This is a genomic window from Xanthomonas sp. NCPPB 3442 (genome assembly GCF_056725145.1).
Window position 1 is genome coordinate 2,045,361 of sequence record NZ_CM161514.1, and the last position, 26,292, is coordinate 2,071,652.

The following is a 26,292-nucleotide window of genomic DNA, read 5'->3' on the forward strand; positions in this document are numbered from 1 at the left end:
GTGGCCCCGGCAGCAACGCCGGGCAGGCTAGGAGTGTACGTGGGCGCGCGGCGATTCCGCGTGCCGTACAGGTGCTTTGGTGGCACTGCAGTCAGACTGCCGCGCTCAAGCAGCCGCCCAGGCTTCCACCTGCTCGACGAAGGTATGCAGATCGCTGAAGCGGTTGTACAGCGGCACCGGCGCAATACGGATCACGTCCGGTTCGCGCCAGTCACCGAGCACGCCGGCCGCGTGCAGATGCTCGAACAGCGCGCGGCCCTTTGCGCGTCCGCCGGTCACCCGCAGCGACAGCTGGCAACCGCGTCGTGCCGGTTCGGCCGGGGTGACGATCTGTAGTACCTGCGGCACCCGCGCCTGGATCAATTGCTCCAGATGCCCGGTGAGCTGTTCGGATTTGGCGCGCAACGCAGCCATGCCGGCCTGGTCGAACAACGCCAGCGAGGCGCGCAGCGGTGCCAGCGCCAGCACCGGCGGATTGCTCAGCTGCCAGCCTTCGGCACCGGGCGAGGGCACGAACTGCGGGTCCATGCGGAAGCGGGTCTGCTGCTCATGTCCCCACCAGCCGGCCATGCGCGGCAGGTCGCTATTTGCATGCCGCGCGTGCACGAAGCAACCGCCCACTGCGCCGGGGCCGGCGTTGAGATATTTGTAGTGGCACCACACCGCGAAATCCACGCCGTCGTCGTGCAGGGTCAGCGGGAGATTGCCCACCGCGTGCGCCAGATCGAAACCCACCGCCGCGCCCTGCGCGCGCGCCAGCCGCACGATCTCGGCCAGGTCGAAGGCCTGCCCGGTGCGGTACTGGATGCCCGGCCACAGCACCAAGGCCAGGCGCGGGCCATGCTGCGCGATGGCTTCGGCAATGGCCGTCATCGACACGGTGCCGTTGGGTTCGTCGGCGTCCACTTCGATCAGATGCCTGGCCGGGTCCAACCCGTGCAGGCGCAGCTGCGATTCCACCGCGTGGCGGTCGGATGGAAATGCGCCTGCCTCGATCAGGATCGCGCCGCGCTCGGCAGTGGGACGGTAGAAGCTGGCCATCATCAGATGCAGATTGACGCTGAGGGTGTTCATCGCCACCACTTCGCCGGGTTGCGCGCCGACCACGCGCGCCAGCCCGTCGCGCACGAGTTGGTGGTAGGTCAGCCATTGGGTCGGGCCGGTGAAGTGACCTTCCACCGCCAGCGCGCCCCACCGGTCGAGCACCTCGTCCACCATCGCACGTGCCGCACGCGGCTGCAGGCCGAGCGAATTGCCGACGAAATAGGTCTGATCGTCATCGCCGTGCTGCGGGAACACGAAGGCATCGCGCAGGCCGCGCAGCGGGTCGGCGGCATCCAGGGCGACAGCATGGGCGCGGGACAGCAGGTCGGTCATCGTCGGGCTCGCAACTCGGATCAGGGCGGCAGTTTACCTGCCCGCATCGTGCACGCCGTCATGCACGGCCGGCGCATCGGCCGAGGCCGGTCGGGCAGGGCGCAGCAGGTGGGTGAGCGTGCCGATGCTGTCGGTGACGCGGTCGATGGTGTCGGCCAGCGCGGCGGTGGTTGGGGAACTGTCGGGCAATGCGGCCAGCGCATCGGAAAGCTGGCGCTCGGCGTTGCGCAAGGTGGTCGCGGCAGGAATACCGCCAGTGCGCAGGCAGTCGATCACCGCGGACAGCGCCTCATCGGCCTGCCGCGCGAAGATGGGCAGCGCGTCCAGCGTGGGCAACGGATGGCCATCGCGCAGCGCCGCTTCCAGCAACAAGCTGGCGCGGATCAGCCGGTTGCCATTGGCCAGCAGCGATTCGGCCAGCTTGAGCTCCTGCAGGTTGCGGCGGCTGCGCGGTTCGCCGCGAAGACGCTCGATCGAGGCCTGCGCATTGGTGCGGGCAACACGCGCGGCGGCACGCGTATCGCTCAGACCCTCCATCTGGCCGAGCAGCACATGGCGGAGATGGTCGCGATATGCGCTGAGCAAGTGCGCCAGCGAGGCGCGAATCTGCCGGCGTTCGCGCGTGGGCCACAACGCATAGGCGACCAGCGCCAGCGCGCTGCCGGCCACTGTCGCCTGCAGGCGCGCGCCGACCGCTTCGCCCGGTGCCACGCCTTCGAAGGACAGCAGCAGCACCAGCATGCCGGTCAAAAACGCCACGCCGATGCCGTAGTTCACCTGTGTCAGCAAGCGAAACCCGAGACAAAGCAGCGCCAGCAGGGCCATGCGGACGCTGGCGCCGTCCATGGCCAGGTGCGCGAGCAAGGTGGCAAGCAATAGTCCGACGAAGGTGCCGGCCACGCGCAACGCGCCAAAGCTGAAGGTGCCGCCGAAATCGGGCTTGAGCACGATGGCGGTGGTCATCGGAATCCAGAAGCCGTGCGGAATCTGCTGCCAGCGCTGGAAGGCGATGGCCAGCGCCAGGCACACGCCGCAACGCAACGCGTGCCGGAAGGCGACCGACGACAGGTCCAGATTCGCGCGCAACGTGGCCCAGGTCGCGGCCGGGCGCAACGCCGACGGCAGCCGCGCTTCGGCCAGTTGCGCCTGGATTTCGCCACGGCTGCTGGCCCAGTGCGCGTTGCGGATCAGCGCGCGCAGCTGGCCGCCCAGGCCTTGCGCGCGCGCGACGGCGACACGCACCAGGCGGCGTTCGCGCGTGTCGGCGTTGTCGTGCTGAAACTGTGCCAATGCACCGACCAGATCGTCGAACCCGGTCATCGAGGCATTGGCGGCCTGCGGGTCTTCACCCATGGTCATCGCGTGCGCGAGCTGTTCCAGCACGATGGCGCTGCGTTCGAGCACGCGTTCGATCGCCGGTCGCGCCTGCGAGTCGGTCAGGCGCGTCTCGGCATCGGCCAACGACAGCAGCTCCAGCCGCACCCGATCGCACAGCTCGGCGATGATGCGAAAGCTCTGCACCGCGATCGCGCGCGAGCGATGCTCGCCGTGCAGCATCACCATCGCGTCGAGTACTTCCTGCGTCGCCGGCGGCGCCGCACTGGCGTCCGGGCGCTGCCGCGCGATGCCGGCCAGCTGGCGCATCAGGTCTGCCAATGCAAAGCGTTCCGGGCGATAACGCTGCAGCGGCCACGCCGCCAACGCCAGCACCACCTGCAGCAGTCCGCCAGCGAAGATCAGCGCCGCTACACCGGGTGCCTGCTGCACCGGTAGCCGCATGTCTGCGCTGACGACCAGCAGGATCATGCTGGTCAGGCCCACCCGCGCGGCCACCGGTCCGAGCGCCACCAGCAAGCCGCCGCCCAGGCCGAGCAACAGGCCGGCCAGCACCAGCGCCGGCGTATTGTGGCCGACCCAGATGCCGAGCAAGGCAGCCAGGCCGGCCGCCAGGGCTGCCATCAACATGCGTTGCAGACGCGCGCGATACGGCCCGGGCTGGTCGGAAAACATGGTATTGAGCGCGCCGCTGCACACCGCCAGGCCGGCGGCAACCTGCCCGGTCGCCACGCCGATCGCCAGCGGCAGGACGACTGCAGCGGTGTTGCGCAGCGCGACGCGCAAGGGCACGTCGCGCGGTTTGAGGTCGATCAGTGCGCGCAGCATGGTGCCGGTTTCAGAGCATGCGAGCGGCAAACCTGCTGCGCGCAGCCGCATGCCATCGCGCTGTCAGTCCTCGATCGTGGCATATCGCTCGGGCGCAGGATGCAGATGCCCGCACTGCGAACAGGTGCGCAGCGCCAGCGAACGGTAGAAGCGATCGAACACCGGCGGGAAGTCGGCTTCGATGTTCTTCAGCGGAAACATCGCTTCATACAACTTGTGATTGCACTGCGGGCAATACCATTGCAGGCCGTCCTGCTCGTTGGGCAGGCGCTCGCGTTCAATCACCAGGCCGATCGAGCCGGCCGCGCGTTGCGGCGAGTGCGGCACCTTGGGCGGCAGCAGAAAGACTTCGCCGGCACGGATCGGAATGTCGCGCGCCACGCCCTCGTCCTGCACCTTCAGCACCATTTCGCCTTCGAGCTGGAAGAACCACTCCGGGCCTTCGTCGTAGTGATAGTCGGTGCGCGCGTTCGGCCCGCCGACCACCATGATGATGAAGCCATCCTGCTGGATGCACTTGTTGCCCACCGGCGGTTTGAGCAGATGGCGGTGTTCCTCGATCCAGGCGTGCAGGTTGATCGGCGGGATCAGCATCGACGTTCCTCGGCAAAGTAAGGTATCCGGCTCAGCCGGCCGCGTATGTCCGATGGACGCTGCGGCCGGCCACGTGTGCGTGCGGCTCAGCGCTCGGCGCGATCGGCCTGGATCCGCGCCAGCGCTGCGTCATAGCGTTCCTGCAGCAACTCGGGGCGGTCGATCGACATGCCCAGGTCGTGCGCGCGGCCATCGCGCAGGCTGTATACCCAGCCATGCACGCTCAATTGCTGGCCGCGCTCCCAGGCATCGTGCACGATGGTGGTGCGGCACACGTTGACCACTTGTTCGAGCACGTTGAGCTCGCACAGGCGTGCGTGCTGCACCGACAGCTCGCCGGCGTTGTGCAGGCAGGCTTCGTGCTTGTCGGCCACGTCGGTGACGTGGCGGATCCAGTTGTCGACCAGGCCCATGCGCTTCTGGGTCAGGCTGGCGAACACGCCGCCGCAGCCGTAATGGCCGACCACCAGCACGTGCTTGACCTTGAGCACATCCACCGCGAACTGGATCACCGACAGGCAATTCAGATCGGTATGCACGACCACGTTGGCGATATTCCGGTGGACGAAGACTTCGCCCGGCGCCATGTCGATGATCTGGTTGGCCGGCACGCGCGAATCGGAGCAGCCGATCCACAGATATTCCGGCGTCTGCTGGGTCGAGAGCTTGGAAAAGAATTCCGGATCCTCGCGGCGGATACGCTCGGACCAGGCGCGGTTGTTTTCAAGCAAGTGGTTAAGCTCGTTCATGCGTGCAGTATTCCAGAAAACGTGGCGGTGGCGGCTTCTATGAGCGCCCAGGATGAATCAGCTTTCAGGCTTAACGGTCTCGGCGAACGACCGATGTGCGGCCAGTGCACCCCTGGGGAAACTGGCGCCACCGATCAACTCCACAGGTGGCGCCGATGGCCGACTTCAACGCATTCTTTCCGACCTTGCTCAAACACGAAGGCGGCTTCGTCAACGATCCCGTCGATCCGGGCGGAGCCACCAACAAGGGCATCACCCTGTCGACCTTCAAGGCCTACGCGCAGAACCTGCTGGGCATCGAGCCAAGTCTGGCGAACCTGCGTGCGTTGACCGACGCCCAGGCTGGTGTCATCTACAAGGCGCAGTACTGGGACCGGCTGCGCGCCGATCAGATCGCGCTGCAGCCGTTAGCCAACATCGTGTTCGACTTCTACGTCAACGCCGGCAACAACGCCATCAAACTGCTGCAGACCGTGCTCAACAGCCAGACCGGCGGCAAGTTGGTCGCTGACGGCCGCATGGGGCCGGCCACCTTCGCGGCGCTGGCATCCAGCAACCAGCAAGACCTGTATGCACGCTACAAGGCCGGCCGCAGGGACTATTACCACAGGCTCGTCGCAGCGCGACCGGCGCTTGGCAAGTTTCTCAAGGGCTGGCTGGCGCGCGTGGATTCCTTTCCCGACTCGGTCTGAGCCGGCAGCGGCCCAGCGACACTTCCCACCGACGAGCCCGACATGGCGCAGATATCCCTCAATGATCTGATCGAAGCACTGGCCGGCGCGGTCATCGACGCCCAGGACCGGATCGAGCAACACCAGATGGCCAACCTGGGTGCGTTCTTCGACGAAGACAACCGTCCCAGAAGCGTCCTGATCCGCTTGCCGTCGCAGCACCCGGAAGCGGGTGAGAACGACGAAGACCTGTATCGGGCACCGCTGTTGCCGCTGGTGTCGTCCAACGTCCTGCGGATCAAGGATGTAGAGATCAGTTTCGATGCACAGCTCGGTGAACTCAGCGAGCTGGACGAAGCAGGCGTGCCGGATGCGTTGGCGGTTGCATCCGTCGTCGAGGACTGGCATCCCAAGCCGCCGGCGCTGCCAGGCCAGATCGGCATCGATCTCGGCTCCAACGCAAAAAATGCACGAAACAGTGCGGTGCACGTCGTGTTGCGCGTGGAAGGCAGCGAGCCGACCGAGGGCGTGGCACGTCTCATCAATCGCCTTGCGCAGTCGCAAGGTGTGTTCAAGACGGTCAAGGGAGAGTAACGCCCGCCGTCATCGCTTTCTTCTTAAACAACCGTTCTTCAGGAGAACATCATGAGCGATATCGTCAACATGTCCGACCAGTTCAAGGGCCTGCCGATGGCAGACCTGATCGGCGCCCCGTTGCGTGCAGCCTGCGATGCGCAGGTCATGCTGGCACGGGCCACCGCCGACTTCATCAAGGTCATCGGCTTTCTGCCGCCGACCGACCCTGCCGATCCCAACGGGAACGGCGGCACGCGCACCGCGCAGTTCAAATTCAAGCGCCCGGTCGAAGACCCTAGCGGTACCGGCATGGCAGAGGAGGAAGTGGAGATCGTTGTACCGCTGTTGACCCTCGTCAACGTCCCCAACCTGAGCATTCAGACCGTGGACGTCACCTTCGATATGGAAGTCAAATCCTCGTTCTCGGAAAAGGAAGCCGAAGACAAGAGCCTCAAGGTGGATCTGGAAGCCAGCGTCGGCTGGGGTGTCTTCAAAGCCAAGGTCAACGTGCAGGGCTCCGTGTCCAGCCACAAGGAAAATACCCGCTCTTCGGATAACTCGGCCAAGTATCACGTCGCGCTGCACGCCGAAGATCGCGGAACGCCCGAAGGCCTGTCGCGTGTGCTCGACATCCTGCAGACCGCTGCGGCCCCACGCAAAGTCACCGCACCTGTGCCGGTGCCGTAACGTCGCTGGTGCGTCCCGTACTTTTCCCTAACCCGAGTCGTTGCCGATGATGGATTTTTCAGAAGTCAGTTTCATCAAGCGCATCGTCGTCGGCAGCGACAACCCGGCAAAAATGCAGACTGCCGAGCAGGTCGAAGCCGCGCAGCAGTTGCTCAATCGCTGCCTCAGCGAAGCGCCCAGGGGGGCGATTCTCGGAATCGAGAAGAGCTTCAATATCCTGCAGTTGGGCGAGCACCAGGTCGTGCTGCAATGGCTGTGCTACCACGTCGGGTTCAAGCGCAAGCCGGTCTGGCTGACGGAGGCATAGATGGCACGTGCGAGCTATTGCCTCGACACCTTCGTGGAGCTGCTCGACCAGGCCGTCCGACGCGCGCAACAGCGGTGCCGCCAGCGGCACGCTGCAGTCGTAAATGCCGCGGCGGCCGCATGCGACCTGTGGGTGCAGTGCATGGATGCAGAGCAAACGGCGCAGGCCGAAACGGCAACCCTGTTCTCCATTCCTGTGTGCCAATTGCGTGCGCTGCGGCTGCAGCAAATCAGCGAGTTTTCGTTGACGCTGCAAGTGCAGATCGAGCCGGTCACGCAGGCCGACGGTGCGCCCGGGTTGGCATTGCGTCTTGCGCCGCCAGATGGCCGCACGCCTGGGCATACGCTGAAGATCAGCTATCAAGGAGCCGAGCGTCCGCGTGGCGTGCTTTGGTTCGATGGTGTCGCGTTGAAGGAGTGGACGCTGCACCCGTTCATGGACGTGCCACTATCCGATCCAGGAGTGCTGCGGTGAGGCTGCTGCTGTCGGACGCCGATGCCCGGGCGCTCGCCGAGCGGCTGGGAACCGATGTGGCCACCTTGCATGCGGATCTCTGTCGGCAGTCCCGGCGCAAGCTGCGATCCAGCTTCGTCATCTGCCTGCTTGTTGTTCTGGTCATCGCTGCGTTCGGTGTGCTGAGTGGCAGCGTGATCGATCTCTCCATGCTTTCCAATTTCTTATCGGAGCTTTTTCATGGCTGGTCAACATCGCTATCGACATCACATTTTGCGCATCACCTCGGCACTTGCCTTGTGTGTATCGCTGACTGCAGCGCAGGCAGCTCCGGCGGGCGGGATTCCGGCTGGTGACTGGCGCGGCATCCTGTCCGCCAGCGGCAGTGCTGGGCCGGTCTACGTCCGTCTGAGTGCGCGCGCGGCTGGAGGCGAGGGTACCCAGGTGGCGGATCTGCGATTCGGGCCTCCCTACAATTGCGCGCTCGAGTTGCGCGCGCAGCCGGACGGGTATGGTTTGCTGTCGCGCAATGGCGGCAAGTTCTGCGAGGCGCTGACCGGCGGGCTTGCCCAACTCCAGATCGCAGAGGGTGGGGCGCACGGGATGCAGCTCACCTTGTCTGGCAGCGCCTCGCCGCTCGTCGTCGCCCTGAGTCAGAGCAGTGCTGGATTGGCCGAAGCCGGGCGCTGGCGTGGGGCGGGGCTGATTTCCGCACAGCTGGAAATCGTGGCGACCACGATCCGTCCCGGCGACGTGCTCGGTCGCCTGCGTTACGGTGCTCCACGGGATTGCCAGGTGGAATTGCGCTATGCCGGGCGTGCAGCAGGTGCGTTGAATGCCTGGGTCGTGGCCAACGATAGAGGCTATTGCCGTCAGCTCAGCGATGCCCAGGCCAGTCTGCAGGTTCGTGCAGATGGCAGTGCCGAGCTTGCATTGCTGTTGAAGGGACAGCGAGAGACGGCGCTGTTCGAGCGGATGCCTTGAGGTGTCGTAGCCGCGTGGCTGCCAGTAAGGACGTCATTTATGTGGAAGCGAGCCAGTCGGCGCGCCGGCCTACGACGACGCGCAGTGGCCCAGCCGGTCCCGCCGGCGGATTTCGGCGGGCCGGCATTTTCCAGCGTGCTCGAACAACTGGAGCTCGAATGCCGGGCGATGGTGTCCTACGCACTGAAGCAAGGTCTGGCGATGTCTCCCGATCTGCCTGGCCGGCTGGCAGAGCTGCGCGTGATGCCTGGCGCCTCCTTGCACGGCGAATCCGGCGCGCGCGAATTGGCCGGTTTGCACCGACAGCTGGTGCGTGCGATCCAGCCGGCAACGCCGCAGGCGGTGGTGCTGATCGAGCGCGAGCGCCTGCGCGGTGGCTGGTTGCGCTGGCTGGGGCCGATTCCGTTGATCCGCACCTTGACCTTGACCTCGGTCGGTTGCCTGGCCTCAGTGGTCGGTCTGGCAATGTCCAGCCTGGTGAACGAGCACAACATCACGCTGGGCTTCCTCGATTCCTCGGGGAGCACGCTGGGCTGGAACGTGATGTTCATCCTGGCCTGTGCCGGACTCGGTGCGGCGTTCTCCGCGTTGTTCCAAGCCCATCGTTACGTTGCCGACGCAACATACGATCCGCGCTTCGATTCCTCCTATGCCGCGCGCATGATCCTCGGTCTCATCGCTGGCCTGATCCTGGTGGAGTTGCTGCCGGAGAATCTTTTTGCTGACAGCAGCCTGGGCGCGTTCGGAAAGCCCGCATTGGCGATGATGGGCGGCTTCTCGGCAAGCGCGGTGTATCGCTTGCTGCAACGCATGGTCGAGGTCATGGAAACGGTCGTGCGCGGCGATTCCGGCCAACAAGCCGCTGCCGCGATCCAGTCGCAGCGTGCGTCGGCCGAATCTGAAAGCATCCGCGCCCGTGGCGAACTTGCCGCGGGTCTGTTGGACCTGCAGCGTGAGATGCAGGCCGACCCGCGCCTGGATCAGGTGCGCCAGCAACTGACCGGCCTTGCCAGGCAGATGATGTCAGACGAGTCCTGATCGTTCGCGCATGAAATGCGCTCAACACGCGCGTGCGCCCTTTTTTGCCCGTCCGTAGAGTGCGGTTTGGCACGGCCTGCCGGACATCAGGTGGCAGCACGCTTTCGCGTTGTGCGGCATAGCTCGCTTCGGCGTCGGCGCAAATTGCGTAACACGCTTCAGGCAGGCGCACCCGACACGGCGCCTCAGCGACATTAGCGGCGTTGTCGATACCAGCATCTGATGCTCGCCAAATCAGTTCAAGACCGATGGCCCGGAGATAAGCGTGTGACAAGCTCGCTCAAGTGCTCCTGCCGAGCATCTGCCGATTCGCTGCAGCGCGCCGCGTGCAAGCCGCTGCACAGCGCGGTCCCCATTCGTGCACCAGAGGGTATGATGAAGACACGTATCGTCGTCGCTGCCGATCGCACCATCCTTGTGGAAGGGATGGTCGCTTTGCTGCAAAAGGTTCCCGGTATCGAAGTGGTAGGCCATGCAGAAGACGGGCTGGCATGTCTTCAGATCGCCGCCAGAGAGCGCCCTGATATCGTTCTGGTGGATGTGCTCCTACCCGGCCTCAATGGTATCGATCTGACGCGGCGCTTGATGCAGCGCAGCCCCAACAGCCGGGCAATCTGTATCGCTCCGTCCGATGCCTGTACGCAGGCCAGCGCAGTCTTCGAAGCTGGCGCCAAAGCATATCTGGCGCGAACCAGCCGTTTTGCCGAATTGCTGCGGGCAATTCAATGCGTCATCCAGGATCAGACCTACATCAGCCCGCAGATGTCGCGTTCGCTGATCGCCGGGCTGCGTCGAGCCGCCAAGGCCGATTCTGCCTACACCCGACTCACCTCACGCGAGCGCGAAATCGTGCAGCTCTATTCGGAAGGCCTGTCCACCAGGCAGATCGCCAACCGCTTGCACCTGAGCGTGAAGACGGTGGGGACGCATCGCGAAAACTGCATGTTGAAGCTCAATATCCAAAGCATCGCTCAGCTGACCCGTTATGCGATCGCCCAGGGCCTTTCTCCGCTTGAAGCTGCAATCGACGGTAACAGTGAGTCATCCGATGGCTGCGTAGCGCAGCACATGCGCCGTGCCGGCTGAGGCGTGTCGGCATGCACTGCGGTACATCGACGTCGGCACATTTCTGAGCGCCAAAAGCGCCGATCTGGCTGGCGCGCTGTCCAAGGCCGGCAATGGTGCCGTTGCCGGCGCGCGAGGCGGCAATCTGGAGTCGATTCAATGGCTGGGGCGAATGCTCGAACATGACCGCACCGCCAAACTACTGCTCATGCCATGAGCGTCGCAAAGGGCAATTCCTTGCGAAGTGGGGACACCTGCAATGACCTGTGCGCGGGCCGATGCAGGCGTCGGCCGCAGTGTGGCCGACGCGTCCCAGCCGTTTGGTGACTAGCCGTTCGGGGTACGAATACGGCCGCCTCAGCGCGTCGTATCGGCGTCCAGCGCCGCCTGCATCAATGCCGCGATGGCGTGCGCGTCTTGGTCGGCTTGCTGCGTCAGGAACTGGGCGACACTGCGTTGATTGCCGGCCGGATGGTTCTGGCTCAGCTTGAAGGTGAGCTCGATGCGGCTTGGAACGAAGCGGAAGCCGACCAGGCCGCGCAATTGCCGGCGATGACTGTCGCGCTCCATTTCGAACTGCCAATCGCTGCCCACGCGTTGCTCGAAGTGCGCGCTCATGCGCGCAATCAAACTGCCCAGCGCGTCTTCATCGCTCACCTGGCTGCAACGTCCATGCAGGTGCGCAACGGCGTAGTTCCAGGTGGGCACACGCGCAGCTGCGTCCTTGTCCAGGTACCAGGTGGGCGAGACATAGGCATGCGGGCCCTGCAACACCAGTACCGCGTCGCCAGCAGTGCGCGCCTGCGGATTGGGGCGTGCCCAATGGCCTTCGATCATGACATCCTGGCCATCGCGCTGATACAACACCGGCAGGTGCGAGATCGCCGGCTGCCCGCCCTCGTCCTGGCTGATCAGGGTGACGAACGCATCGCGCGCGAACAGCCAGTCCAGCAAGGCCAGATCGGTCTGCGCAAATGCGCGCGGGGCGTACATGTCAGGCGCGGCCGCCCATGTTCACGACCATGCGCGCACGCAGCTCGGCATCGTCGTTACCTTGGGGCGGCGAGACTTCATGCAGCGAAAAGCCGCGGATGAGTGCGTCTTCCTCGTCCAGCCCATCCAGTGCCACGAATTCGGCGTCGAACAAGGCTGCGCGTGCGCTATCTTCGCTGTCGTAGGGCAGCGTCTTGCCGTCGCTGTCCAGTACCTCGGCGGTGCCGGCTTCGTTGACGCGCAGGCGCGCCCAGATCAGCGTGCGGCCGATCGTGGCCAGCCACCAGGAGTCGCGGGCGCCCTGCAGGGTGTCTTCGTAAGTGGTCATTGCATTACCTTGGAAAGCAGGCCGAGCAGGGCCGCCATGCCCAGGCCGAAAAAGATGGTGAGCAGCGAGAGCCAGGCGGGTGTGGCCAGACCGGACAGCGCAGTGTCGCGGTAGCTGCGGTAGCGCCGCGCCAGCAACCAGCGCAACGCCACGGGGCTGATGAAGGCCGGGTCGCCGAAGCTGGCCAATGCCTCCGGGTGGCGGTCGCGCATGTGCACCAGGGTCAGCGGCCAGAAGATCAGCAGCGCGGTCAACCCGGCGACGGCGACACCGACAAAACACAGTGCGAAGAACAGGGTCATGTGGCCGCCAGCAGGAGTGCGAGTTTGGGGAGTGTCGCGCCGATAACCAACGCAGCGATGGACCAACGCATTGGACCGGTGGCATGCCGGGTTGCGGCGCGCGCGGCGTCGGTCTGCCACCAGCGTTGCGGCTCCAGTTGGCGCGCTGCCAGCCGCGCCAGCAACACGCTCCGTACCGCCGTCAGCCCGGCCATGATCGCCGCTAGCCAGAAGGCCAGCGATTGCAGCAGGGGGACGGCGGCCGGCAAGCTCACCTCAGAACTCCGCGCTGCCTGGCGCACGCGGGTAGGGGATCGCGTCGCGGATGTTGCTCAACCCGCACACGTACACCACCAGCCGCTCGAAGCCCAGGCCGAAGCCGGCATGCGGCACCGAGCCGTAGCGACGGAAATCGCGATACCAGCTGTAGTGCTCCTTATCCAGGCCGAACTGCGCCATGCGCGCGTCCAGCACGTCCAGGCGTTCTTCACGCTGGCTGCCGCCGATGATTTCGCCGATGCCCGGCGCCAGCACGTCCATCGCCGCAACGGTCTTGCCGTCATCGTTCAAGCGCATGTAGAACGCCTTGATGTGCTCGGGGTAATTGGTCACCACCACCGGGCGGCCAATGTGTTCTTCGGTGAGCCAGCGCTCGTGCTCGGTCTGCAGGTCCAGGCCCCATTCCACCGGGAAATCGAACTTCTTGCCGGAGTTCTGCAGCAGCTTTACCGCCTCGGTGTAGTCGATCTGCTCGAACGGTGCATTGATGAACGCTTCGAGCTTGGTGATTGCGTTCTTGTCCACGCGCTCGGCCAGGAACGCCAGGTCGTCGCCACGCTCATCGAGCACCGCGCGGAACAGGTATTTGAGGAACTGCTCAGCCAGGCGTGCGTCTTCGGCAAGATCGGCAAAGGCGATCTCCGGCTCGATCATCCAGAACTCGGCCAGATGGCGCGTGGTGTGGCTGTTCTCGGCACGGAAGGTCGGGCCGAAGGTGTAGACCTTGCTCAGCGCCAGGCAGTACGCCTCCACGTTGAGCTGGCCGGACACGGTCAGAAAGGTTTCCTTGCCGAAGAAATCGCGGCTGAAATCCACATTGCCGCTGGCATCGCGTGGCAGGTTGACCATATCCAGCGTGGAGACGCGGAACATCTGCCCGGCACCTTCGGCATCGGAGGTGGTAATGATCGGCGTGCTGATCCAGTTGAAGCCGTTCTGATGGAAGAAGCGGTGCACCGCCTGCGCCAGGCAGTTGCGGATGCGGGTCACCGCACCGAACAGGTTGGTGCGCGGGCGCAGATGCGCCACTTCACGCAGGAATTCCGGCGTCATCGGCTTGGGCTGGATCGGGTACGTCAACGGGTCTTCGACCCAACCGACGATCTCCACGCCGCTAGCCTGGATCTCGAACGACTGACCCTTGCCCTGCGATTTCACCAGTACGCCCTTGGCGATCAGCGAGCAGCCGCTGGTCAGCCGCTTGATCTCGTCGAAATTAGGTAGGGTGTCGTTGGCCACCACCTGGATCGGAGCGAAGCACGAGCCGTCGGTCACGTTGATGAAGGCCAGTCCGGCAGATCCGCGCAAGGTGCGCACCCACCCCCGTACCGTGACTTCGCCGCCTTCCGGGAGCTTTCCCGCAAGCGCATGTTCAACGCTGACCACCGTCATGACTGTTCCTCGCCGTAGCGACCTTGAATGGCCTGCGAGTTTACTGGCTGCGGCCGCGCCGGCGCGAGCATCTGAACCGCGTGCCGACGGCGGCGCTTGTCGCAGGCGCAGGCTGCCCCCATCTGTTGCGGACGCCGCCACTCAGCGTTCTGCCCGGTTGTTGCGGCCTCGCTATACTTGCCACCACTGTTTCGGAGTGCCCTCATGGCCGTCAGCCTCACCCCCGCCGCGCTGGAGCGCGTGCAGCGTTTCGTGCAGCAGACCCCGGGTGCGTTGGGTCTGCGCTTTGGCGTGACCAAGACCGGTTGTTCCGGATGGGGCCACGTCACCGACCTGGCACGCGAGTCGCGCGACGACGACGCGGTCTTCGAGCAGGGCGGGGTACGCATCTTCGTCGACCCCGCCAGCCTGCCGCTGGTGGATGGCACCTGCATCGACTTCGGCAAGCACGGCCTGAGCGAGACCTTCACCTTCAGCAATCCCAACGCCACGGCCGAATGCGGCTGCGGGGAGAGCTTCACCACCGCGGACGAGCATCGCTGAGCGCGACCTGAGCCAAGCGGCGCTGGAGTGTTTCCTTCTCCCACCGGGAGAGGCTGCCCCAAAAGGGTCGGATGAGGGGACGGGCGAAGCTTCGCGTGGTTGAACGACACGAGTGGCTTTGCCCCGTATCCTCACCCCAACCCCCGCTCTGCGCCCCAGCCCGCGCTTGCAGCGCGGGCGCTCCAAGCCACGCGCGCCAGTGGCGCGCAGACCGCGCCTTGGAGCCCCGGCAGGAGAGGGGCTTTGAAAGTAACCTTGCCCGGTCTGTTGCGGCTAAGCATCTGATCTGCCATACTTTCCTGCTTCCTGCCCGATTCCGGGCGGAACCCCTTGCTCCACCGGCCGCTTGCGCGGACCACCGGGGAGCTGTCCGGCCCACGTGGCCACATCCGAAAGGTAAAACAACATGAGTCGTCATTACGAAGTCGTGTTCCTGGTCCATCCGGACCAGAGCGAGCAGGTCCCGGCCATGATCGAGCGCTACAAGTCGCTGATCGAGGGCGGTAACGGCACCATCCACCGCCTGGAAGACTGGGGCCGTCGTCAGCTGGCCTACCCGATCCAGAACCTGGTGAAGGCGCACTACGTGCTGCTCAACATCGAAGTCGACCAGGCCGTGCTGAGCGAGCTGGTGGAAAGCTTCCGCTTCAACGATGCGGTGCTGCGTCACCTGGTCGTCAAGCGCGATGGCGCCGACACCGAGCAGTCGCTGATCATGAAGAGCAAGGACGAGAAGGGCGACAAGCCCGAGCGTAGCGAGCGTCGTCGTCGTGACGACGAAGAGGGCGAAGCGCCCGCCGCCAACGATAACGACGGCGACAACGCCGAAGCCGCTTAAGGAGCGCTGTCATGTCCAAGTTCTTCCGTCGTCGCAAGTTCTGCAAGTTCACCGCCGAGGGCGTCAAAGAGATCGACTACAAGGATCTCAACACCCTGCGTCAGTACCTCACCGAGAACGGCAAGATCGTGCCGAGCCGCGTGACCGGTACCAAGTCCAAGTACCAGCGCCAGCTGGCCACGGCCGTCAAGCGCGCACGTTTCCTCGCGCTGATCCCGTACACGGACAACCACGACGTTTAATCCGAGTCCCTCGGAAGAGCCCGCACATCCGTGTGCGGGTAATTAAAAATATAGAGGCCGGTCATTCGAGATGCGGTGTTAATCGTGCTTTTACGATTCCCGACTCCCGATTCCCGAATCCCGTCTTTTCGGACAGCACCCGTTGCGCCCTCCACATGCCGGCGCTAACGAATAACGGAGTAACACCATGGATCTGATTCTTCTGCAGAAAGTGACCAACCTGGGCAACCTGGGCGACAAGGTCAGCGTCAAGCCGGGTTACGGCCGCAACTTCCTCGTGCCGCAGGGCAAGGCCGTGCCGGCTACCGCTGCCAACGTTGAAGCGTTCGAAACCAAGCGCGCCGAGTACGAAGCCAAGGCCAACAGCATCCTGGCCGAGGCACAGAGCCGCGCCACCAAGTTCGAGGGCGCCAGCGTCACCATCGGTGCGCATGCATCGACCGAAGGCAAGCTGTACGGCTCGGTTGGCCCGCGCGACATCGCCGAGGCGTTCACCGCCGCCGGCCTGCCGCTGGAAAAGAGCGAAGTGATCCTGGGCGAAGGCGCATTCCGCAATGTTGGCGAATACGACGTTGTGCTGCACCTGCACGCAGATGTGGAAACCACGGTCAAGGTCATCGTCGAATCCGACGCCTGATCCAGGCCACATGTGTCACCCGAAGGGCGCCTTGTTAGGCGCCCTTCGTTTTTGGGGTGCCGCCGCCAGTGCGGGCATGCCCGTTATACTCATGCCCCATTGCCGGTTCCACGGCCCGCGGATCTTATGGATCAAGGGCTTGGGCGCTGGCTTCACAGGAAAAGTACCTGCCGGCCTCGTCCGCGCGGTGCCCGGAATCTCCAGCCCCCATGCGCCTGTCCACGATCAAGCTGTCCGGTTTCAAGTCGTTCGTCGACCCGACCACGTTGCACCTGCCCACCAACATGACCGGCATCGTCGGCCCCAATGGTTGCGGCAAGTCCAACATCATCGACGCGGTGCGCTGGGTGATGGGCGAAAGCTCGGCCAGCCGCCTGCGTGGCGATTCGCTGACCGACGTGATCTTTTCCGGCTCTTCGGCACGCAAGCCGGTATCGCAGGCGACGGTGGAGCTGATCTTCGACAACTCCGACCACACCATCAGTGGCGAGTTCGCCTCGTTCAACGAGATCTCGGTCAAGCGCCTGGTCAGCCGCGACGGCAATAGCGCCTACTACCTCAATGGTACCAAGTGCCGGCGCCGCGACATCACCGATCTGTTCCTGGGCACCGGCCTTGGGCCGCGCAGCTACTCGATCATCGAGCAGGGCATGATCAGCCAGATCATCGAAGCGCGCCCGGAAGACCTGCGCGTCTATCTGGAAGAAGCCGCCGGCATTTCCAAGTACAAGGAGCGCCGCAAGGAAACCGAGACGCGTATTCGGCATACGCGCGAAAACCTCGACCGTCTGAGCGACCTGCGCGAAGAAATCACCAAGCAGTTGGCGCATCTGCAGCGCCAGGCGCGGCAGGCCGAGCAGTACCAGGCACTGCAGGAAGAGCGCCGGATCAAGGACGCCGAGTGGAAGGCGCTGGAATACCGCGGTCTGGATGGTCGGTTGCAGGGCCTGCGCGAGAAGTTGAATCAGGAAGAGACACGCCTGCAGCAATTGATTGCCGAGCAACGCGATGCCGAAGCACGCATCGAGACCGGCCGCGTGCGCCGCGAAGAAGCCGCCGAAGCGGTGGCCAAGGCACAAGCCGACGTCTACCAGGTCGGTGGCGCGTTGGCGCGTATCGAGCAGCAGATCCAGCACCAACGCGAACTCTCGCATCGCTTGCACAAGGCGCGCGATGAGGCGCAGAGCCAGCTGCAGGAATTGACCCAGCACATCAGCGGCGACTCGGCCAAATTGAGCGTGCTGCGCGAAGCGGTCGCCGCTGCCGAACCGCAACTGGAGCAACTGCGCGAAGACCACGAATTCCGCCAGGAGTCGCTACGCGAAGCCGAAGCGCGGCTGGCCGACTGGCAGCAGCGCTGGGAAACCCATAACCGCGACACCGGCGAAGCCTCGCGTGCCGGTGAAGTGGAGCGCACGCGCGTCGATTATCTGGACCGCCAGGCACTGGAAGCCGACCGCCGCCGCGAAGCACTGGTCAACGAGCGTGCCGGGCTGGACCTGGACGCATTGGCCGAGGCGTTCGAGCAGATCGAACTGCGCCATGAAACCCAGAAGACCTCGCTGGACGGCCTGACCGAGCAGGTCGAGGCGCGCAAGCACGCGCTCGCTGGGCTGCAGGAACAGCAACGCGCCAGCCAAGGCGAGCTGGCCGAAGTGCGCAAACAGGCGCAGGCTGCGCGTGGCCGGCTGTCGTCGCTGGAAACCTTGCAACAGGCCGCGCTTGGCCAGGAGCAGGGCGCCGCAGTGGCGTGGCTGAAGTCGCGCGGACTGGATTCGGCCGCGCGCGTGGGCGAGCGCATCAGCGTCGAGAGTGGCTGGGAAAACGCGGTCGAAGGCGCCTTGGGGCAGTTGATCGAAGGCGTGCTGGTGGAGGCGCCGGAGCAACTGGTCGACGCGCTGGGCGAGTTGGGCGATGGCCGCATCGCGCTGGTGTCCAGTGCCACTGACAATGCGAGCTTCGCGCCGACCTCGCTGGCCGCCAAGGTGCAGGGGCCGATCGCGATCCGTCGCCTGCTTGCGCGTCTGCACACCGCCGAGGATCTGGACGCTGCGCGCACGCTGCAACGCAGCCTGCCCGAAGGCGATTCGGTGATCACCCGCACTGGCGAGCGGCTGGGCGAGGGTTGGGTGCGCGTCTCGCGCTCGGGCGCGGCCAAGCAGGGCGCGTTGCTGCGTGAGCGCGAGATTCAAGAACTGCGTACGCAGATCGAAACCTTGCAGGAGCGCGAAGCCGAGCTTGAACATCAGCTCTCCAGCTTTCGCGAACAATCGCTGGCGGCAGAGCAGCAGCGCGAAGACGCGCAGCGCCAGCTGTACATGGCGCACCGCAGCGTTTCCGAACTGGCCGGGCAATTGCAGAGTCAGCAGGGCAAGGTCGACGCGGCGCGCACGCGCATCGAGCGCATCGAAACCGAATTGGCGCAACTGCTGGAAACGCTGGACACCAGCCGCGAGCAGGCCCGCGAGGCGCGCGCAAAACTCGAAGACGCAGTCACCCTGATGGGCGATCTGCAGGGCACGCGCGAAGCGCTGGAAAGCGAGCGCCGTCAACTCACCGATGCACGCGATCAGGCGCGCGATGCCGCGCGCGGCGTGCGCGATGCGATGCATGCATTGGCGCTGACGCTGGAGTCGCAACGCACCCAGATCGCATCGCTGAGCCAGACCCTGGAACGCATGGACAGCCAGCGCGGGCAGCTCGATACGCGCCTGGAAGATCTGGTCGCCCAGCTGAGCGAAGGCGATTCGCCGGTGGAAACACTGGAACACGAACATCAGGCCGCGTTGAGCGAACGCGTGCGCACAGAGCGCGCGCTAGGCGAAGCGCGCACCCTGCTCGACAGCATCGACAGCGAGCTGCGCAGCTTCGAACAGACCCGCCAACAACGCGACGAACAAGCGCTGGCGCAGCGCGAGCGCATTTCGCAACGCAAGCTCGATCAACAGGCGCTGGTGCTCAATGCCGAGCAACTGGAAGCGGCGGTGGTCAAGGCGGGCTTCGTGCTGGAAGACGTGGTCAACGGGTTGTCCGAGGCGGCCAACGTGGCCGAATGGGAAGCGGCCGTTGGCCAGATCGACGCGCGCATGCGTCGCCTGGAGCCGGTGAACCTGGCCGCCATCCAGGAGTACGGCGAGGCCGCGCAACGCTCCGAATACCTGGACGCGCAGAACCTGGATCTCAACACCGCGCTGGAAACGCTGGAAGAAGCCATTCGCAAGATCGATCGCGAGACCCGCGGCCGCTTCAAGGACACCTTCGACCGCGTCAACTCCGGCGTGCAGGCGCTGTACCCGCGCCTGTTCGGCGGCGGCCATGCGTATCTGGAACTCACCGGCGAAGACCTGCTCGACACCGGCGTCACCATCATGGCGCGCCCGCCGGGCAAGCGCGTGTCGAGCATTTCGCTGCTTTCCGGCGGCGAGAAGGCAATGACTGCGGTGGCGCTGGTGTTTGCGATCTTCCAGCTCAACCCGGCGCCGTTCTGCCTGCTCGACGAAGTGGACGCGCCGCTGGACGAAGCCAATGTCGGCCGTCTTGCCAACATGGTGCGCGAGATGAGCGAAAAGGTGCAGTTCCTGTTCGTCAGCCACAACAAGGCCACGATGGAAGCCGCGCGCCAGCTCTCCGGCGTGACCATGCGCGAGCCGGGCGTCAGCCGTCTGGTCAGCGTGGACCTGGAAGAGGCCGCACGTTTGGCGGGTGCGGCATGACGTGCCATGCTTGTTGGAATAACGACACCTGTCACTCTTATGCGGAGGCACGCTGAATGTCCGACATGGCCATGATCCGGATCGGGATCCTGATCGCTGGACTGCTGCTGGTCGCGGCCATCTTCCTATTTGGTCGCCCGAAGAAATCGCCGCAAGGGCGCCGGGTCGACAAGGACGAAGGCCAGCCGCGCGAACGGCGCGAGCCGGTGATTTCCAGCGAGTTTGGTGTGGAGGGTGACGCTGCAGAACGCGCAGAAGGCGTCGAGCAGAGCGAGCTCAACCTGGAAGGGCAGGATGCTTCCGGCGGCAACGAGGTCGGCAAGCGCCCGAACCAGGATTTCGACAAGATCGTGTCGTTGTTCGTGGCCGCCAAGGCGGGCCAGGTGTTGCGCGGCGAAGATGTGGTGGTGGCCGCAGAGAAGACCGGGCTGGTGTTCGGCCACATGAACGTGTTCCACCGCTTGGTGGAAGGCCACCCGGAGCGCGGGCCGATCTTCAGCATGGCCAGCATCCTCAAGCCCGGCAGTTTCGACATGGCCAACATCCGCGAGATGCAGACGCCGGCGATTGCGTTCTTCCTCACGCTGCCGGCACCGATGACTGCGCTCGACGCCTGGGAAAAAATGCTGCCCACCGTGCAGCGCATGGCCGAGCTGCTGGATGGCGTGGTGTTGGACGACAGCCGCAATGCGTTGGGCCGCCAGCGTGTTGCGCATATCCGCGACGAACTGCGCGCCTACGATCGCCAGCACCAGGCACCGCCGCTGACCAAGTCGCCGCGCTGGTGAGTTGACATGTTGAGCCTGCAGGGCGTGTTGGCGGTGGCATTGCTGCTGGTGCTGTGGGCGATCTTGGCGATGCCGTTGTTGTGGATCTTCACCAGGATCGCCGCGCGCCTGCGCAAAAGGCCGCGACATTCGCCCTGGGTGGTCGTGGGCTTTGCTGCCGCGATCACGTTGCTGGTCGCGCCGGTGCCGACGCCTTTCGTCAGCGTGTTCATGCCGCACGCCATCGCGCTGCTGGATCGCCGCTATTACCTGCACATCCTGCAAGGCCCGCCGCTACTGCACGAGCTGCTGTTGTGGAACGCCGGCTCGATGGCGCTGACCTTCGTCATCAGCTATCTGTGGATCCGCCGCACGCTGCGCGCACCGGAGCCTGATGGGTTGGATCGCTAGGAACTTTAAGCCCCTCTCCTGCGGGAGAGGGGGTGAGGGTACGGGGCGAAGCCCTCGTGCAGCCGGACAACGCCAGGCGTCGCTCGCACCCTCATCCACCCCTTCGGGGCACCTTCTCCCCCATGAAGGAGGACAATGTCCCGAGTGGAGAAGGATCTACCATTCAGTGCTGAGTGCTCAACGCTTGGCTTTCCCGAATGCCTCGCGGAAGCGCAGCATTTCCGCTTCGGTCCCCACGCTGACGCGCACGCGCTTGGGCCAGATCGGCCAGCTGCGGCCGACGATGACGCCCTGCTTTTGCATCGAATCGGCGAACACGCTCGCATCGCGCTTGACGTCCAGCAGGAAGCAGTTGGCTTGCGAGGGCAGGCAGGTGTAGCCCTTGCCCTTGAGCCAGGCGATGGTCTCCTCGCGCACCCGGGCGTTCTCGGCGCGGCGGGTCTGCACCAGCAGCGGGTCGCGCAGGCTGGCGATACCGGCGGCCATTGCCGGAACCGACACCGGGTTGCTGCCGAAAGCGGCAAGTTTGGTCTGCAGGCCGGGCGGGGCAAGGGCGGCGCCCAGGCGCAGGCCGGCCATGCCGTAGAGCTTGGAGAAGCTGCGCAGCACGATCAGATCCTGGCGCTGACGCACCAGATCGGCCACCGAGGGCTCGTTGCTGTAGTGGATGTACGCCTCGTCGACCACCAGCACGGCGCTGGCCGGTTTGTTGGCCAGCAACCATTCGATGTCGGCGCGCGGGGTGATGGCGCCGGTGGCGTTGCCGGGGTTGCACAGGTACAGCATGCCGGCAGTCGGGTCGGCCTTGGCCATCGCCTTGACGTCATGCGCGCCATCGGCACGCAGCGGCACCTTGCGTACGGCCACGCCGCGGGCGGTGGCGCTTTCGATCAACGGGTCGAAGCTCGGGTCGGCCACCACCAGCCCTGCACGCGCGGACGTGAACAGGCTGCCGGCACGGTTCAGCGCGTCCCGCGAGCCGGGGAATAACGACAGATGATCGTTGGGCAGCTGCAGCTCGCCGGTCATCAGGTTACGCAGATCCTGCTCCATCTCGAGCAGGTAGCGGCCCGAGCGTGCCAGCGAACGGGTGGCAGCGTCCAAGGCGGCCGGGGCAGGCCCGAGCGGATGCTCGTTGAGGTTGAGGTAGACCGTGCCGGCCGCCGCGGCCACGCCCGGCGTTGCCGGCGCCGCGGCGCGCTTGCGGGCCGCTTCGGCTGCGGGTGCCAGCCCCAGTGCGGAAACCGCCACGCCGGTGGTAGCGAGGCTGAGAAACGAACGGCGCGAGACGGGCAACGACACGGCGAACTCCATAGGCGGCGGGCAAAGAGGGCGCCACGCTAGCGGGTTTGTGTCTGTCTGCCTATCGGGGAATTGCCATAAAACTGTTTGACGCATGCTTGCAGGCGTTGGACGGCAGAGACAGGTGGCGTGACGGTGGCTGGCTGTAATGGCCGTGCTCCTGCCGGGCCCGCTGTCCAGCCCGGATGCGAATGGGTGCTGGCGCGCCCGGTGCGCATCGACGCAAACGACTTCATCCATCGCTCAAGCATCGCTCAGTCATCGCGAACGGCACCCGCACCGCTGACCTTGGCATCGGCATGGCCCGTTAGAATAGGCGGCCCAGAGCCAGCCCTGCGATCGTATGACTGCCAGCCCGGATCCCGCTCAGCGCATCGATGCCCTGCGCCGTCGCATCGAAGACGCCAACTACCGGTATCACGTGCTCGACGAGCCGCAGATGGCCGACGCCGATTACGACAAGTTGATGCGCGAGCTGGAGGCCTTGGAGCGCGCGCACCCGGAATTGGCCAGTGCCGATTCGCCAACCCAGCGCGTCGGTCATCTGGCCGCCTCGCGATTTGCCGAAGTGCGGCATGCCTTGCCGATGCTGTCGTTGGGCAATGCCTTCAGCGATGAGGAAGTGACCGAGTTCGTGCGGCGCATCAGCGAGCGGCTGGAGGTCAAGCAACCGCTGTTTTCGGCCGAACCCAAGCTCGATGGCCTGGCGATCAGCCTGCGCTACGAGAATGGCGAGTTCGTGCAGGGCGCCACGCGCGGCGATGGCGCCACCGGCGAGGATGTCAGCGCCAACCTGCGCACCGTCAAGGCGATTCCATTGCGGCTGCGCGGCGAGGGCTGGCCGCAGGTGCTGGAAGTGCGCGGCGAGGTCTACATGCCGCGCGCCGCGTTCGAAGCCTACAACGCACAGATGCGTGCGCAGGGCGGCAAGGTGCTGGCCAACCCGCGCAATGGCGCGGCCGGCTCGCTGCGCCAGCTGGATGCGCGCATCACCGCGCAGCGCCCGCTGAGCTTCTTTGCCTACGGCGTCGGCGAAGTGAGCGAAGGCGCATTGCCGCAGACCCATTCGGCGATCCTGGCGCAGTTGCGTGCGTGGGGCTTTCCGGTCAGCGCGCTGGTCGAGGTGGTGCAGGGCAGCGATGGTCTGCTGGCGTATTACCAGCGCATCGGTGCCGCACGCGATGGGCTGGCCTTCGATATCGATGGCGTGGTGTACAAGCTCGACGATCTGGCCGGGCAACGCGAAATGGGCTTCGTCTCGCGCGCGCCGCGTTGGGCGATTGCGCACAAGTTCCCCGCACAGGAGCAGTCCACCACGGTGGAGGCGATCGAGATCCAGATCGGCCGCACCGGTGCGGCCACGCCGGTGGCGCGCTTGAAGCCGGTGCATGTGGCTGGGGTGATCGTCACCAATGCCACGCTGCACAATGCCCACCAGATCGCGCGGCTGGATGTGCGCGTGGGCGACACGGTGATCGTGCGCCGCGCCGGGGATGTCATTCCTGAAGTGGCCGCTGTGGTGGCCGACCAGCGCCCGCCCGGTACCCAGGCCTGGCAGATGCCGACGCAATGCCCGGTGTGCGGTTCGCAGATCGTGCGCGAAGAAGGTCAGGCGGTCTGGCGCTGTTCCGGCGAGTTGACCTGCCCGGCGCAGCGCAAGGAGGCGTTCCGGCATTTTGTCTCGCGGCGCGCGATGGATGTGGACGGCCTGGGCGAAAAATTCATCGAAGTGCTGGTCGACAGTGGCCTGGTGAAAGGCGTGGCCGACCTGTATCTGCTAAGCGTGGATCAGCTGCTGCAATTGCGCCTGATCAGCACGGCCGAGAGCCCGCACGCGTTCTTGCGCGAGGCGCGCGAGCATCTGGCCAGCGGCGCATATGCGCAGCTGGAAACCAGCGTGGTCGGCATCGGCGTGGACCTGGCCGGCGAGCGCGACGTGCCGCAGACCTGGCAGGCCGATCTGCTGCGCGCAGGCTTGCCGCGCTTCGACTGGAACCGTAAGAAGATCGCCACCAAGTGGGCGGAGAATCTGATCGAGGCGATCGAAACATCGCGCGACACCACGCTGGAGCGTTTCCTGTTTGCGCTGGGTATCGAGCATGTGGGCGAAAGCACGGCCAAGGCGTTGTCGGCCTGGTTCGGCGATCTGGAATTGATCCGGCATCTGCCGTGGCCGCTGTTCAAGCGCGTGCCGGACATCGGCGGCGAAGTGGCGCGTTCGCTTGGGCACTTCTTCGATCAGGCCGGCAATCAGCAGGCCATCGATGACCTGCTGCAGCGTGGCGTGCGCATCGGCGATACGCATCCACCTTCGCCCAAGCTGCGCGAGGCGCTGAGTTTTGCCAGCGTGCTGGAAGACATGGACATTCCCAAGGTGACGCCGGTGCGCGCGCAGCAGCTTGCCGCGGCGGTGGATTCGTTCGCTGCGTTGCGCACAGCCGGTGCCGATGCCTTGCAGCAAGCTGGCGTTCCGGCACCCGTGGTGGCCGCGTTGCTGCAATGGCTGGATCGCCCCGAAAACACTGCGCTCGCGAATGCGGCGCAGCAGGCGATGGAAACCGTGCTGGCGCGTCTGCCCCAAGCCGATGCGCTGCACGCCGGCCCGCTCGATGGCCAGACCGTGGTCATCACCGGGACCCTGGCTGCGCTGACGCGCGATGCGGCCAAGCAGCGGCTCGAAGCATTGGGCGCCAAGGTCGCCGGTAGCGTCTCCAAGAAGACGGCATTTCTGGTGGCCGGCGAAGAAGCCGGTTCCAAGCTCGACAAGGCGCAGTCGCTGGGCGTGGAGATCTGGGACGAAGCGCGTCTGCTGGCCTTCCTGGGCGACCACGGCCAACAGCCATGAGCACGGCGCAGTTGGATCTGGCCGCGCTGCAGTTGCGGGCGCGGCTCAACGCCACGATCCGCGACTTCTTCGCCGAACGCGGCGTGCTGGAAGTGGAAACGCCGGTGCTTTCGGAGGCCGGCAATACAGAACCGAATATCGAAAGTTTCAGTACGCGCTTCACCGGTCATGTCGATGCTGGCGCGCCGCTGCGCTGGTTGCGTACCTCGCCGGAGTATCCGCTCAAACGCCTGCTTGCCGCCGGCCTGGGCGATTGCTACGAGCTGGGACGGGTGTTTCGCAACGGCGAAGCCGGTGGCCGTCACAATCCCGAGTTCAGCATGCTCGAATGGTATCGGGTGGGCTGGAACGATCGCAGTCTGGCGCAGGAGACCATCGAATTGGTGCGTCGCGCGCTGGCGCTGGTCGGGCGCCAGGCGAGGGTGCAGGTGCTGACGTATCGCGCGCTCTTTGTGCAGGCGCTGGGCATCGACCCATTGTGCGACCCGATCGAAATGCTACGCGCTGCCTTGCATGACGTGGCGATCGATCCTGTGGGTCTGACCCGCGACGATTGGCTGGACCTGCTGATGACCCATCGCATCCAGCCGGGCTTTGCCGCCGACACCCTGACGGTAGTGCACGATTGGCCGGCCAGTCAGTGTGCGTTGGCGCGGATCCGCCACGACGATCCGCCGGTCGCCGAGCGCTTCGAGCTGTATCTGGGCAGTTTCGAGGTGGCCAATGGCTATCACGAACTGAACGATGCGCAGGAGCAGCGTGCGCGCTTCGTGCGCGACAACGCCGTGCGTGCGGCACGTGGATTGCCGCAGCTGCCGTTGGACGAGCGCCTGCTGGCGGTGTTGTCGCAGTTGCCTAACTGCGCCGGTGTGGCGGTGGGCGTGGATCGCCTGTTGATGGCCTTGCGCGGCACCACGCAGATTGCCGACGTGCTGGCGTTCGACTTCGCCCGCGCCTGAGTCATCTGGCTGTCATTGGCGCCGTATTGCTATCTTCACATCGATGATGCTCTCATCTTCACGTCCACGGGGGCGCGACGAAGATCGTTCGGGGTGAG

Annotated in this window: 27 protein-coding genes and 2 pseudogenes; 18 read left to right on the plus strand and 11 right to left on the minus strand. The window is 65.2% G+C overall.

Annotation, left to right across the window (positions count from 1 at the left end; genetic code table 11):
• Positions 1-105: 105 nt before the first annotated feature.
• From kynU to can, 4 genes are all read right to left on the minus strand, one after another.
• A complete protein-coding gene (gene kynU, locus AC1POX_RS08925; RefSeq protein WP_372357011.1) occupies positions 106-1,377 on the minus strand; it encodes a kynureninase in 1,272 nt (423 codons plus the stop codon).
• 33 nt (positions 1,378-1,410) lie between these two features.
• The gene (locus tag AC1POX_RS08930) at positions 1,411-3,591 is read right to left on the minus strand and encodes an FUSC family protein (protein WP_338334494.1); all 2,181 of its coding nucleotides are present in this window, start codon (positions 3,589-3,591) and stop codon (positions 1,411-1,413) included.
• 12 nt (positions 3,592-3,603) lie between these two features.
• On the minus strand, positions 3,604-4,134 hold the full coding sequence (locus tag AC1POX_RS08935; protein ID WP_136733812.1) for a 3-hydroxyanthranilate 3,4-dioxygenase: 531 nt from the start codon (positions 4,132-4,134) through the stop codon (positions 3,604-3,606).
• An 86-nt stretch (positions 4,135-4,220) separates the two neighbouring features.
• Positions 4,221-4,883 carry a carbonate dehydratase gene (gene can / locus AC1POX_RS08940; protein WP_008576307.1) on the minus strand — a complete coding sequence of 221 codons (663 nt, stop codon included), beginning with the start codon at positions 4,881-4,883 and terminating at the stop codon, positions 4,221-4,223.
• A gap of 155 nt (positions 4,884-5,038) precedes the next feature.
• Between can and AC1POX_RS08945 the strand changes: the two genes are divergently transcribed.
• Genes AC1POX_RS08945 through AC1POX_RS08965 form a run of 5 tightly spaced genes read left to right on the plus strand, consistent with a single transcriptional unit; the run spans position 5,039 to position 7,598 of the window.
• Positions 5,039-5,575 carry a glycoside hydrolase family 108 protein gene (locus AC1POX_RS08945; RefSeq protein ID WP_014089846.1) on the plus strand — a complete coding sequence of 179 codons (537 nt, stop codon included), beginning with the start codon at positions 5,039-5,041 and terminating at the stop codon, positions 5,573-5,575.
• A 42-nt stretch (positions 5,576-5,617) separates the two neighbouring features.
• Positions 5,618-6,148 (plus strand): DUF2589 domain-containing protein, encoded by a 531-nt coding sequence (locus tag AC1POX_RS08950; RefSeq protein WP_008576304.1) that lies wholly within the window; start codon positions 5,618-5,620, stop codon positions 6,146-6,148.
• A gap of 51 nt (positions 6,149-6,199) precedes the next feature.
• Positions 6,200-6,817 carry a DUF2589 domain-containing protein gene (locus AC1POX_RS08955; RefSeq protein WP_003485902.1) on the plus strand — a complete coding sequence of 206 codons (618 nt, stop codon included), beginning with the start codon at positions 6,200-6,202 and terminating at the stop codon, positions 6,815-6,817.
• 46 nt (positions 6,818-6,863) lie between these two features.
• Positions 6,864-7,124, plus strand: coding sequence for a hypothetical protein (locus AC1POX_RS08960; protein WP_008576302.1), 261 nt, complete (start codon positions 6,864-6,866; stop codon positions 7,122-7,124).
• Positions 7,125-7,598 (plus strand): hypothetical protein, encoded by a 474-nt coding sequence (locus tag AC1POX_RS08965; protein ID WP_338334492.1) that lies wholly within the window; start codon positions 7,125-7,127, stop codon positions 7,596-7,598.
• An 11-nt stretch (positions 7,599-7,609) separates the two neighbouring features.
• Here the strand turns inward: AC1POX_RS08965 and AC1POX_RS08970 are convergent.
• A pseudogene (locus AC1POX_RS08970) lies at positions 7,610-7,798 on the minus strand (hypothetical protein); the annotation flags it as partial.
• Between the two features lie 52 nt (positions 7,799-7,850).
• Between AC1POX_RS08970 and AC1POX_RS08975 the strand changes: the two are divergent.
• The 4 genes and pseudogenes from AC1POX_RS08975 (at position 7,851) to AC1POX_RS08990 (ending at position 10,881) form a co-directional block, all read left to right on the plus strand.
• Entirely contained in the window at positions 7,851-8,561 is a 711-nt protein-coding gene (locus tag AC1POX_RS08975; protein ID WP_039417641.1) for a hypothetical protein, read from the plus strand.
• Between the two features lie 168 nt (positions 8,562-8,729).
• Complete coding sequence (locus AC1POX_RS08980) at positions 8,730-9,599, plus strand: hypothetical protein (protein ID WP_014089851.1); 870 nt, start codon at positions 8,730-8,732, stop codon at positions 9,597-9,599.
• A 372-nt stretch (positions 9,600-9,971) separates the two neighbouring features.
• On the plus strand, positions 9,972-10,685 hold the full coding sequence (locus AC1POX_RS08985; RefSeq protein WP_014089852.1) for a response regulator: 714 nt from the start codon (positions 9,972-9,974) through the stop codon (positions 10,683-10,685).
• Positions 10,652-10,881, plus strand: a pseudogene (locus AC1POX_RS08990) (hypothetical protein). The gene AC1POX_RS08985 and the pseudogene AC1POX_RS08990 overlap by 34 nt, the downstream one beginning before the upstream one ends.
• A gap of 140 nt (positions 10,882-11,021) precedes the next feature.
• Here the strand turns inward: AC1POX_RS08990 and AC1POX_RS08995 are convergent.
• Genes AC1POX_RS08995 through asnS form a run of 5 tightly spaced genes read right to left on the minus strand, consistent with a single transcriptional unit; the run spans position 11,022 to position 13,937 of the window.
• Positions 11,022-11,657 carry an FMN-binding negative transcriptional regulator gene (locus tag AC1POX_RS08995; RefSeq protein WP_127171421.1) on the minus strand — a complete coding sequence of 212 codons (636 nt, stop codon included), beginning with the start codon at positions 11,655-11,657 and terminating at the stop codon, positions 11,022-11,024.
• A gap of 1 nt (position 11,658) precedes the next feature.
• Complete coding sequence (locus tag AC1POX_RS09000; protein ID WP_014089854.1) at positions 11,659-11,985, minus strand: type 2 periplasmic-binding domain-containing protein; 327 nt, start codon at positions 11,983-11,985, stop codon at positions 11,659-11,661.
• Positions 11,982-12,287 (minus strand): hypothetical protein, encoded by a 306-nt coding sequence (locus AC1POX_RS09005; RefSeq protein WP_008576283.1) that lies wholly within the window; start codon positions 12,285-12,287, stop codon positions 11,982-11,984. Before AC1POX_RS09005 ends, AC1POX_RS09000 begins: the two co-directional genes overlap by 4 nt.
• The gene (locus AC1POX_RS09010; RefSeq protein WP_029819147.1) at positions 12,284-12,541 is read right to left on the minus strand and encodes a hypothetical protein; all 258 of its coding nucleotides are present in this window, start codon (positions 12,539-12,541) and stop codon (positions 12,284-12,286) included. Before AC1POX_RS09010 ends, AC1POX_RS09005 begins: the two co-directional genes overlap by 4 nt.
• Position 12,542: 1 nt before the next feature.
• On the minus strand, positions 12,543-13,937 hold the full coding sequence (gene asnS / locus AC1POX_RS09015; protein ID WP_011347025.1) for an asparagine--tRNA ligase: 1,395 nt from the start codon (positions 13,935-13,937) through the stop codon (positions 12,543-12,545).
• A gap of 204 nt (positions 13,938-14,141) precedes the next feature.
• On the opposite strand from asnS, the gene AC1POX_RS09020 reads away from it, so the two are divergent.
• The 7 genes from AC1POX_RS09020 (at position 14,142) to AC1POX_RS09050 (ending at position 21,088) form a co-directional block, all read left to right on the plus strand.
• Positions 14,142-14,480 (plus strand): HesB/IscA family protein, encoded by a 339-nt coding sequence (locus AC1POX_RS09020; RefSeq protein ID WP_372357012.1) that lies wholly within the window; start codon positions 14,142-14,144, stop codon positions 14,478-14,480.
• Between the two features lie 406 nt (positions 14,481-14,886).
• A complete protein-coding gene (gene rpsF / locus AC1POX_RS09025; RefSeq protein ID WP_003485869.1) occupies positions 14,887-15,318 on the plus strand; it encodes a 30S ribosomal protein S6 in 432 nt (143 codons plus the stop codon).
• Between the two features lie 11 nt (positions 15,319-15,329).
• Positions 15,330-15,560 carry a 30S ribosomal protein S18 gene (rpsR, locus tag AC1POX_RS09030; protein ID WP_002804494.1) on the plus strand — a complete coding sequence of 77 codons (231 nt, stop codon included), beginning with the start codon at positions 15,330-15,332 and terminating at the stop codon, positions 15,558-15,560.
• Positions 15,561-15,747: 187 nt separating this feature from the next.
• Positions 15,748-16,197: a 50S ribosomal protein L9 gene (rplI, locus tag AC1POX_RS09035; RefSeq protein WP_003485864.1), complete on the plus strand. Its 450-nt coding sequence runs from the start codon at positions 15,748-15,750 to the stop codon at positions 16,195-16,197.
• A 209-nt stretch (positions 16,198-16,406) separates the two neighbouring features.
• Positions 16,407-19,910: a chromosome segregation protein SMC gene (gene smc, locus AC1POX_RS09040; RefSeq protein WP_372357013.1), complete on the plus strand. Its 3,504-nt coding sequence runs from the start codon at positions 16,407-16,409 to the stop codon at positions 19,908-19,910.
• A 56-nt stretch (positions 19,911-19,966) separates the two neighbouring features.
• Complete coding sequence (gene zipA / locus AC1POX_RS09045; protein ID WP_008576275.1) at positions 19,967-20,698, plus strand: cell division protein ZipA; 732 nt, start codon at positions 19,967-19,969, stop codon at positions 20,696-20,698.
• Between the two features lie 6 nt (positions 20,699-20,704).
• Positions 20,705-21,088 carry a hypothetical protein gene (locus AC1POX_RS09050; RefSeq protein WP_008576274.1) on the plus strand — a complete coding sequence of 128 codons (384 nt, stop codon included), beginning with the start codon at positions 20,705-20,707 and terminating at the stop codon, positions 21,086-21,088.
• Positions 21,089-21,265: 177 nt separating this feature from the next.
• Here AC1POX_RS09050 and AC1POX_RS09055 read toward each other — a convergent pair whose 3' ends face one another.
• Positions 21,266-22,390, minus strand: a complete 1,125-nt coding sequence (locus AC1POX_RS09055; RefSeq protein WP_031422051.1) for a pyridoxal phosphate-dependent aminotransferase — start codon at positions 22,388-22,390, stop codon at positions 21,266-21,268.
• Between the two features lie 343 nt (positions 22,391-22,733).
• On the opposite strand from AC1POX_RS09055, the gene ligA reads away from it, so the two are divergent.
• Both ligA and epmA read left to right on the plus strand, forming a co-directional pair.
• Positions 22,734-25,235, plus strand: coding sequence for an NAD-dependent DNA ligase LigA (gene ligA / locus AC1POX_RS09060; RefSeq protein WP_372357014.1), 2,502 nt, complete (start codon positions 22,734-22,736; stop codon positions 25,233-25,235).
• Positions 25,232-26,194 (plus strand): EF-P lysine aminoacylase EpmA, encoded by a 963-nt coding sequence (gene epmA / locus AC1POX_RS09065; RefSeq protein WP_057681549.1) that lies wholly within the window; start codon positions 25,232-25,234, stop codon positions 26,192-26,194. Before ligA ends, epmA begins: the two co-directional genes overlap by 4 nt.
• Positions 26,195-26,292: the final 98 nt, after the last annotated feature.

What these genes read in the sequence shown, in the direction of transcription:
- AC1POX_RS08965 (WP_338334492.1), top strand. Translation starts at nt 7,125, where the DNA reads ATGGCACGTGCGAGCTATTGCCTCGACACCTTCGTGGAGCTGCTCGAC.
- AC1POX_RS08955 (WP_003485902.1), top strand. Translation starts at nt 6,200, where the DNA reads ATGAGCGATATCGTCAACATGTCCGACCAGTTCAAGGGCCTGCCGATG.
- zipA (WP_008576275.1), top strand. Translation starts at nt 19,967, where the DNA reads ATGTCCGACATGGCCATGATCCGGATCGGGATCCTGATCGCTGGACTG.
- rpsR (WP_002804494.1), top strand. Translation starts at nt 15,330, where the DNA reads ATGTCCAAGTTCTTCCGTCGTCGCAAGTTCTGCAAGTTCACCGCCGAG.
- smc (WP_372357013.1), top strand. Translation starts at nt 16,407, where the DNA reads ATGCGCCTGTCCACGATCAAGCTGTCCGGTTTCAAGTCGTTCGTCGAC.
- AC1POX_RS08960 (WP_008576302.1), top strand. Translation starts at nt 6,864, where the DNA reads ATGATGGATTTTTCAGAAGTCAGTTTCATCAAGCGCATCGTCGTCGGC.
- AC1POX_RS08935 (WP_136733812.1), bottom strand. Translation starts at nt 4,134, where the DNA reads ATGCTGATCCCGCCGATCAACCTGCACGCCTGGATCGAGGAACACCGC.
- AC1POX_RS09000 (WP_014089854.1), bottom strand. Translation starts at nt 11,985, where the DNA reads ATGACCACTTACGAAGACACCCTGCAGGGCGCCCGCGACTCCTGGTGG.
- rpsF (WP_003485869.1), top strand. Translation starts at nt 14,887, where the DNA reads ATGAGTCGTCATTACGAAGTCGTGTTCCTGGTCCATCCGGACCAGAGC.
- ligA (WP_372357014.1), top strand. Translation starts at nt 22,734, where the DNA reads ATGACTGCCAGCCCGGATCCCGCTCAGCGCATCGATGCCCTGCGCCGT.
- kynU (WP_372357011.1), bottom strand. Translation starts at nt 1,377, where the DNA reads ATGACCGACCTGCTGTCCCGCGCCCATGCTGTCGCCCTGGATGCCGCC.
- AC1POX_RS08985 (WP_014089852.1), top strand. Translation starts at nt 9,972, where the DNA reads ATGATGAAGACACGTATCGTCGTCGCTGCCGATCGCACCATCCTTGTG.
- can (WP_008576307.1), bottom strand. Translation starts at nt 4,883, where the DNA reads ATGAACGAGCTTAACCACTTGCTTGAAAACAACCGCGCCTGGTCCGAG.
- AC1POX_RS08950 (WP_008576304.1), top strand. Translation starts at nt 5,618, where the DNA reads ATGGCGCAGATATCCCTCAATGATCTGATCGAAGCACTGGCCGGCGCG.
- AC1POX_RS08980 (WP_014089851.1), top strand. Translation starts at nt 8,730, where the DNA reads ATGGTGTCCTACGCACTGAAGCAAGGTCTGGCGATGTCTCCCGATCTG.
- AC1POX_RS08930 (WP_338334494.1), bottom strand. Translation starts at nt 3,591, where the DNA reads ATGCGGCTGCGCGCAGCAGGTTTGCCGCTCGCATGCTCTGAAACCGGC.
- AC1POX_RS08945 (WP_014089846.1), top strand. Translation starts at nt 5,039, where the DNA reads ATGGCCGACTTCAACGCATTCTTTCCGACCTTGCTCAAACACGAAGGC.
- AC1POX_RS09020 (WP_372357012.1), top strand. Translation starts at nt 14,142, where the DNA reads ATGGCCGTCAGCCTCACCCCCGCCGCGCTGGAGCGCGTGCAGCGTTTC.
- AC1POX_RS09005 (WP_008576283.1), bottom strand. Translation starts at nt 12,287, where the DNA reads ATGACCCTGTTCTTCGCACTGTGTTTTGTCGGTGTCGCCGTCGCCGGG.
- rplI (WP_003485864.1), top strand. Translation starts at nt 15,748, where the DNA reads ATGGATCTGATTCTTCTGCAGAAAGTGACCAACCTGGGCAACCTGGGC.
- epmA (WP_057681549.1), top strand. Translation starts at nt 25,232, where the DNA reads ATGAGCACGGCGCAGTTGGATCTGGCCGCGCTGCAGTTGCGGGCGCGG.
- AC1POX_RS08995 (WP_127171421.1), bottom strand. Translation starts at nt 11,657, where the DNA reads ATGTACGCCCCGCGCGCATTTGCGCAGACCGATCTGGCCTTGCTGGAC.
- AC1POX_RS09050 (WP_008576274.1), top strand. Translation starts at nt 20,705, where the DNA reads ATGTTGAGCCTGCAGGGCGTGTTGGCGGTGGCATTGCTGCTGGTGCTG.
- asnS (WP_011347025.1), bottom strand. Translation starts at nt 13,937, where the DNA reads ATGACGGTGGTCAGCGTTGAACATGCGCTTGCGGGAAAGCTCCCGGAA.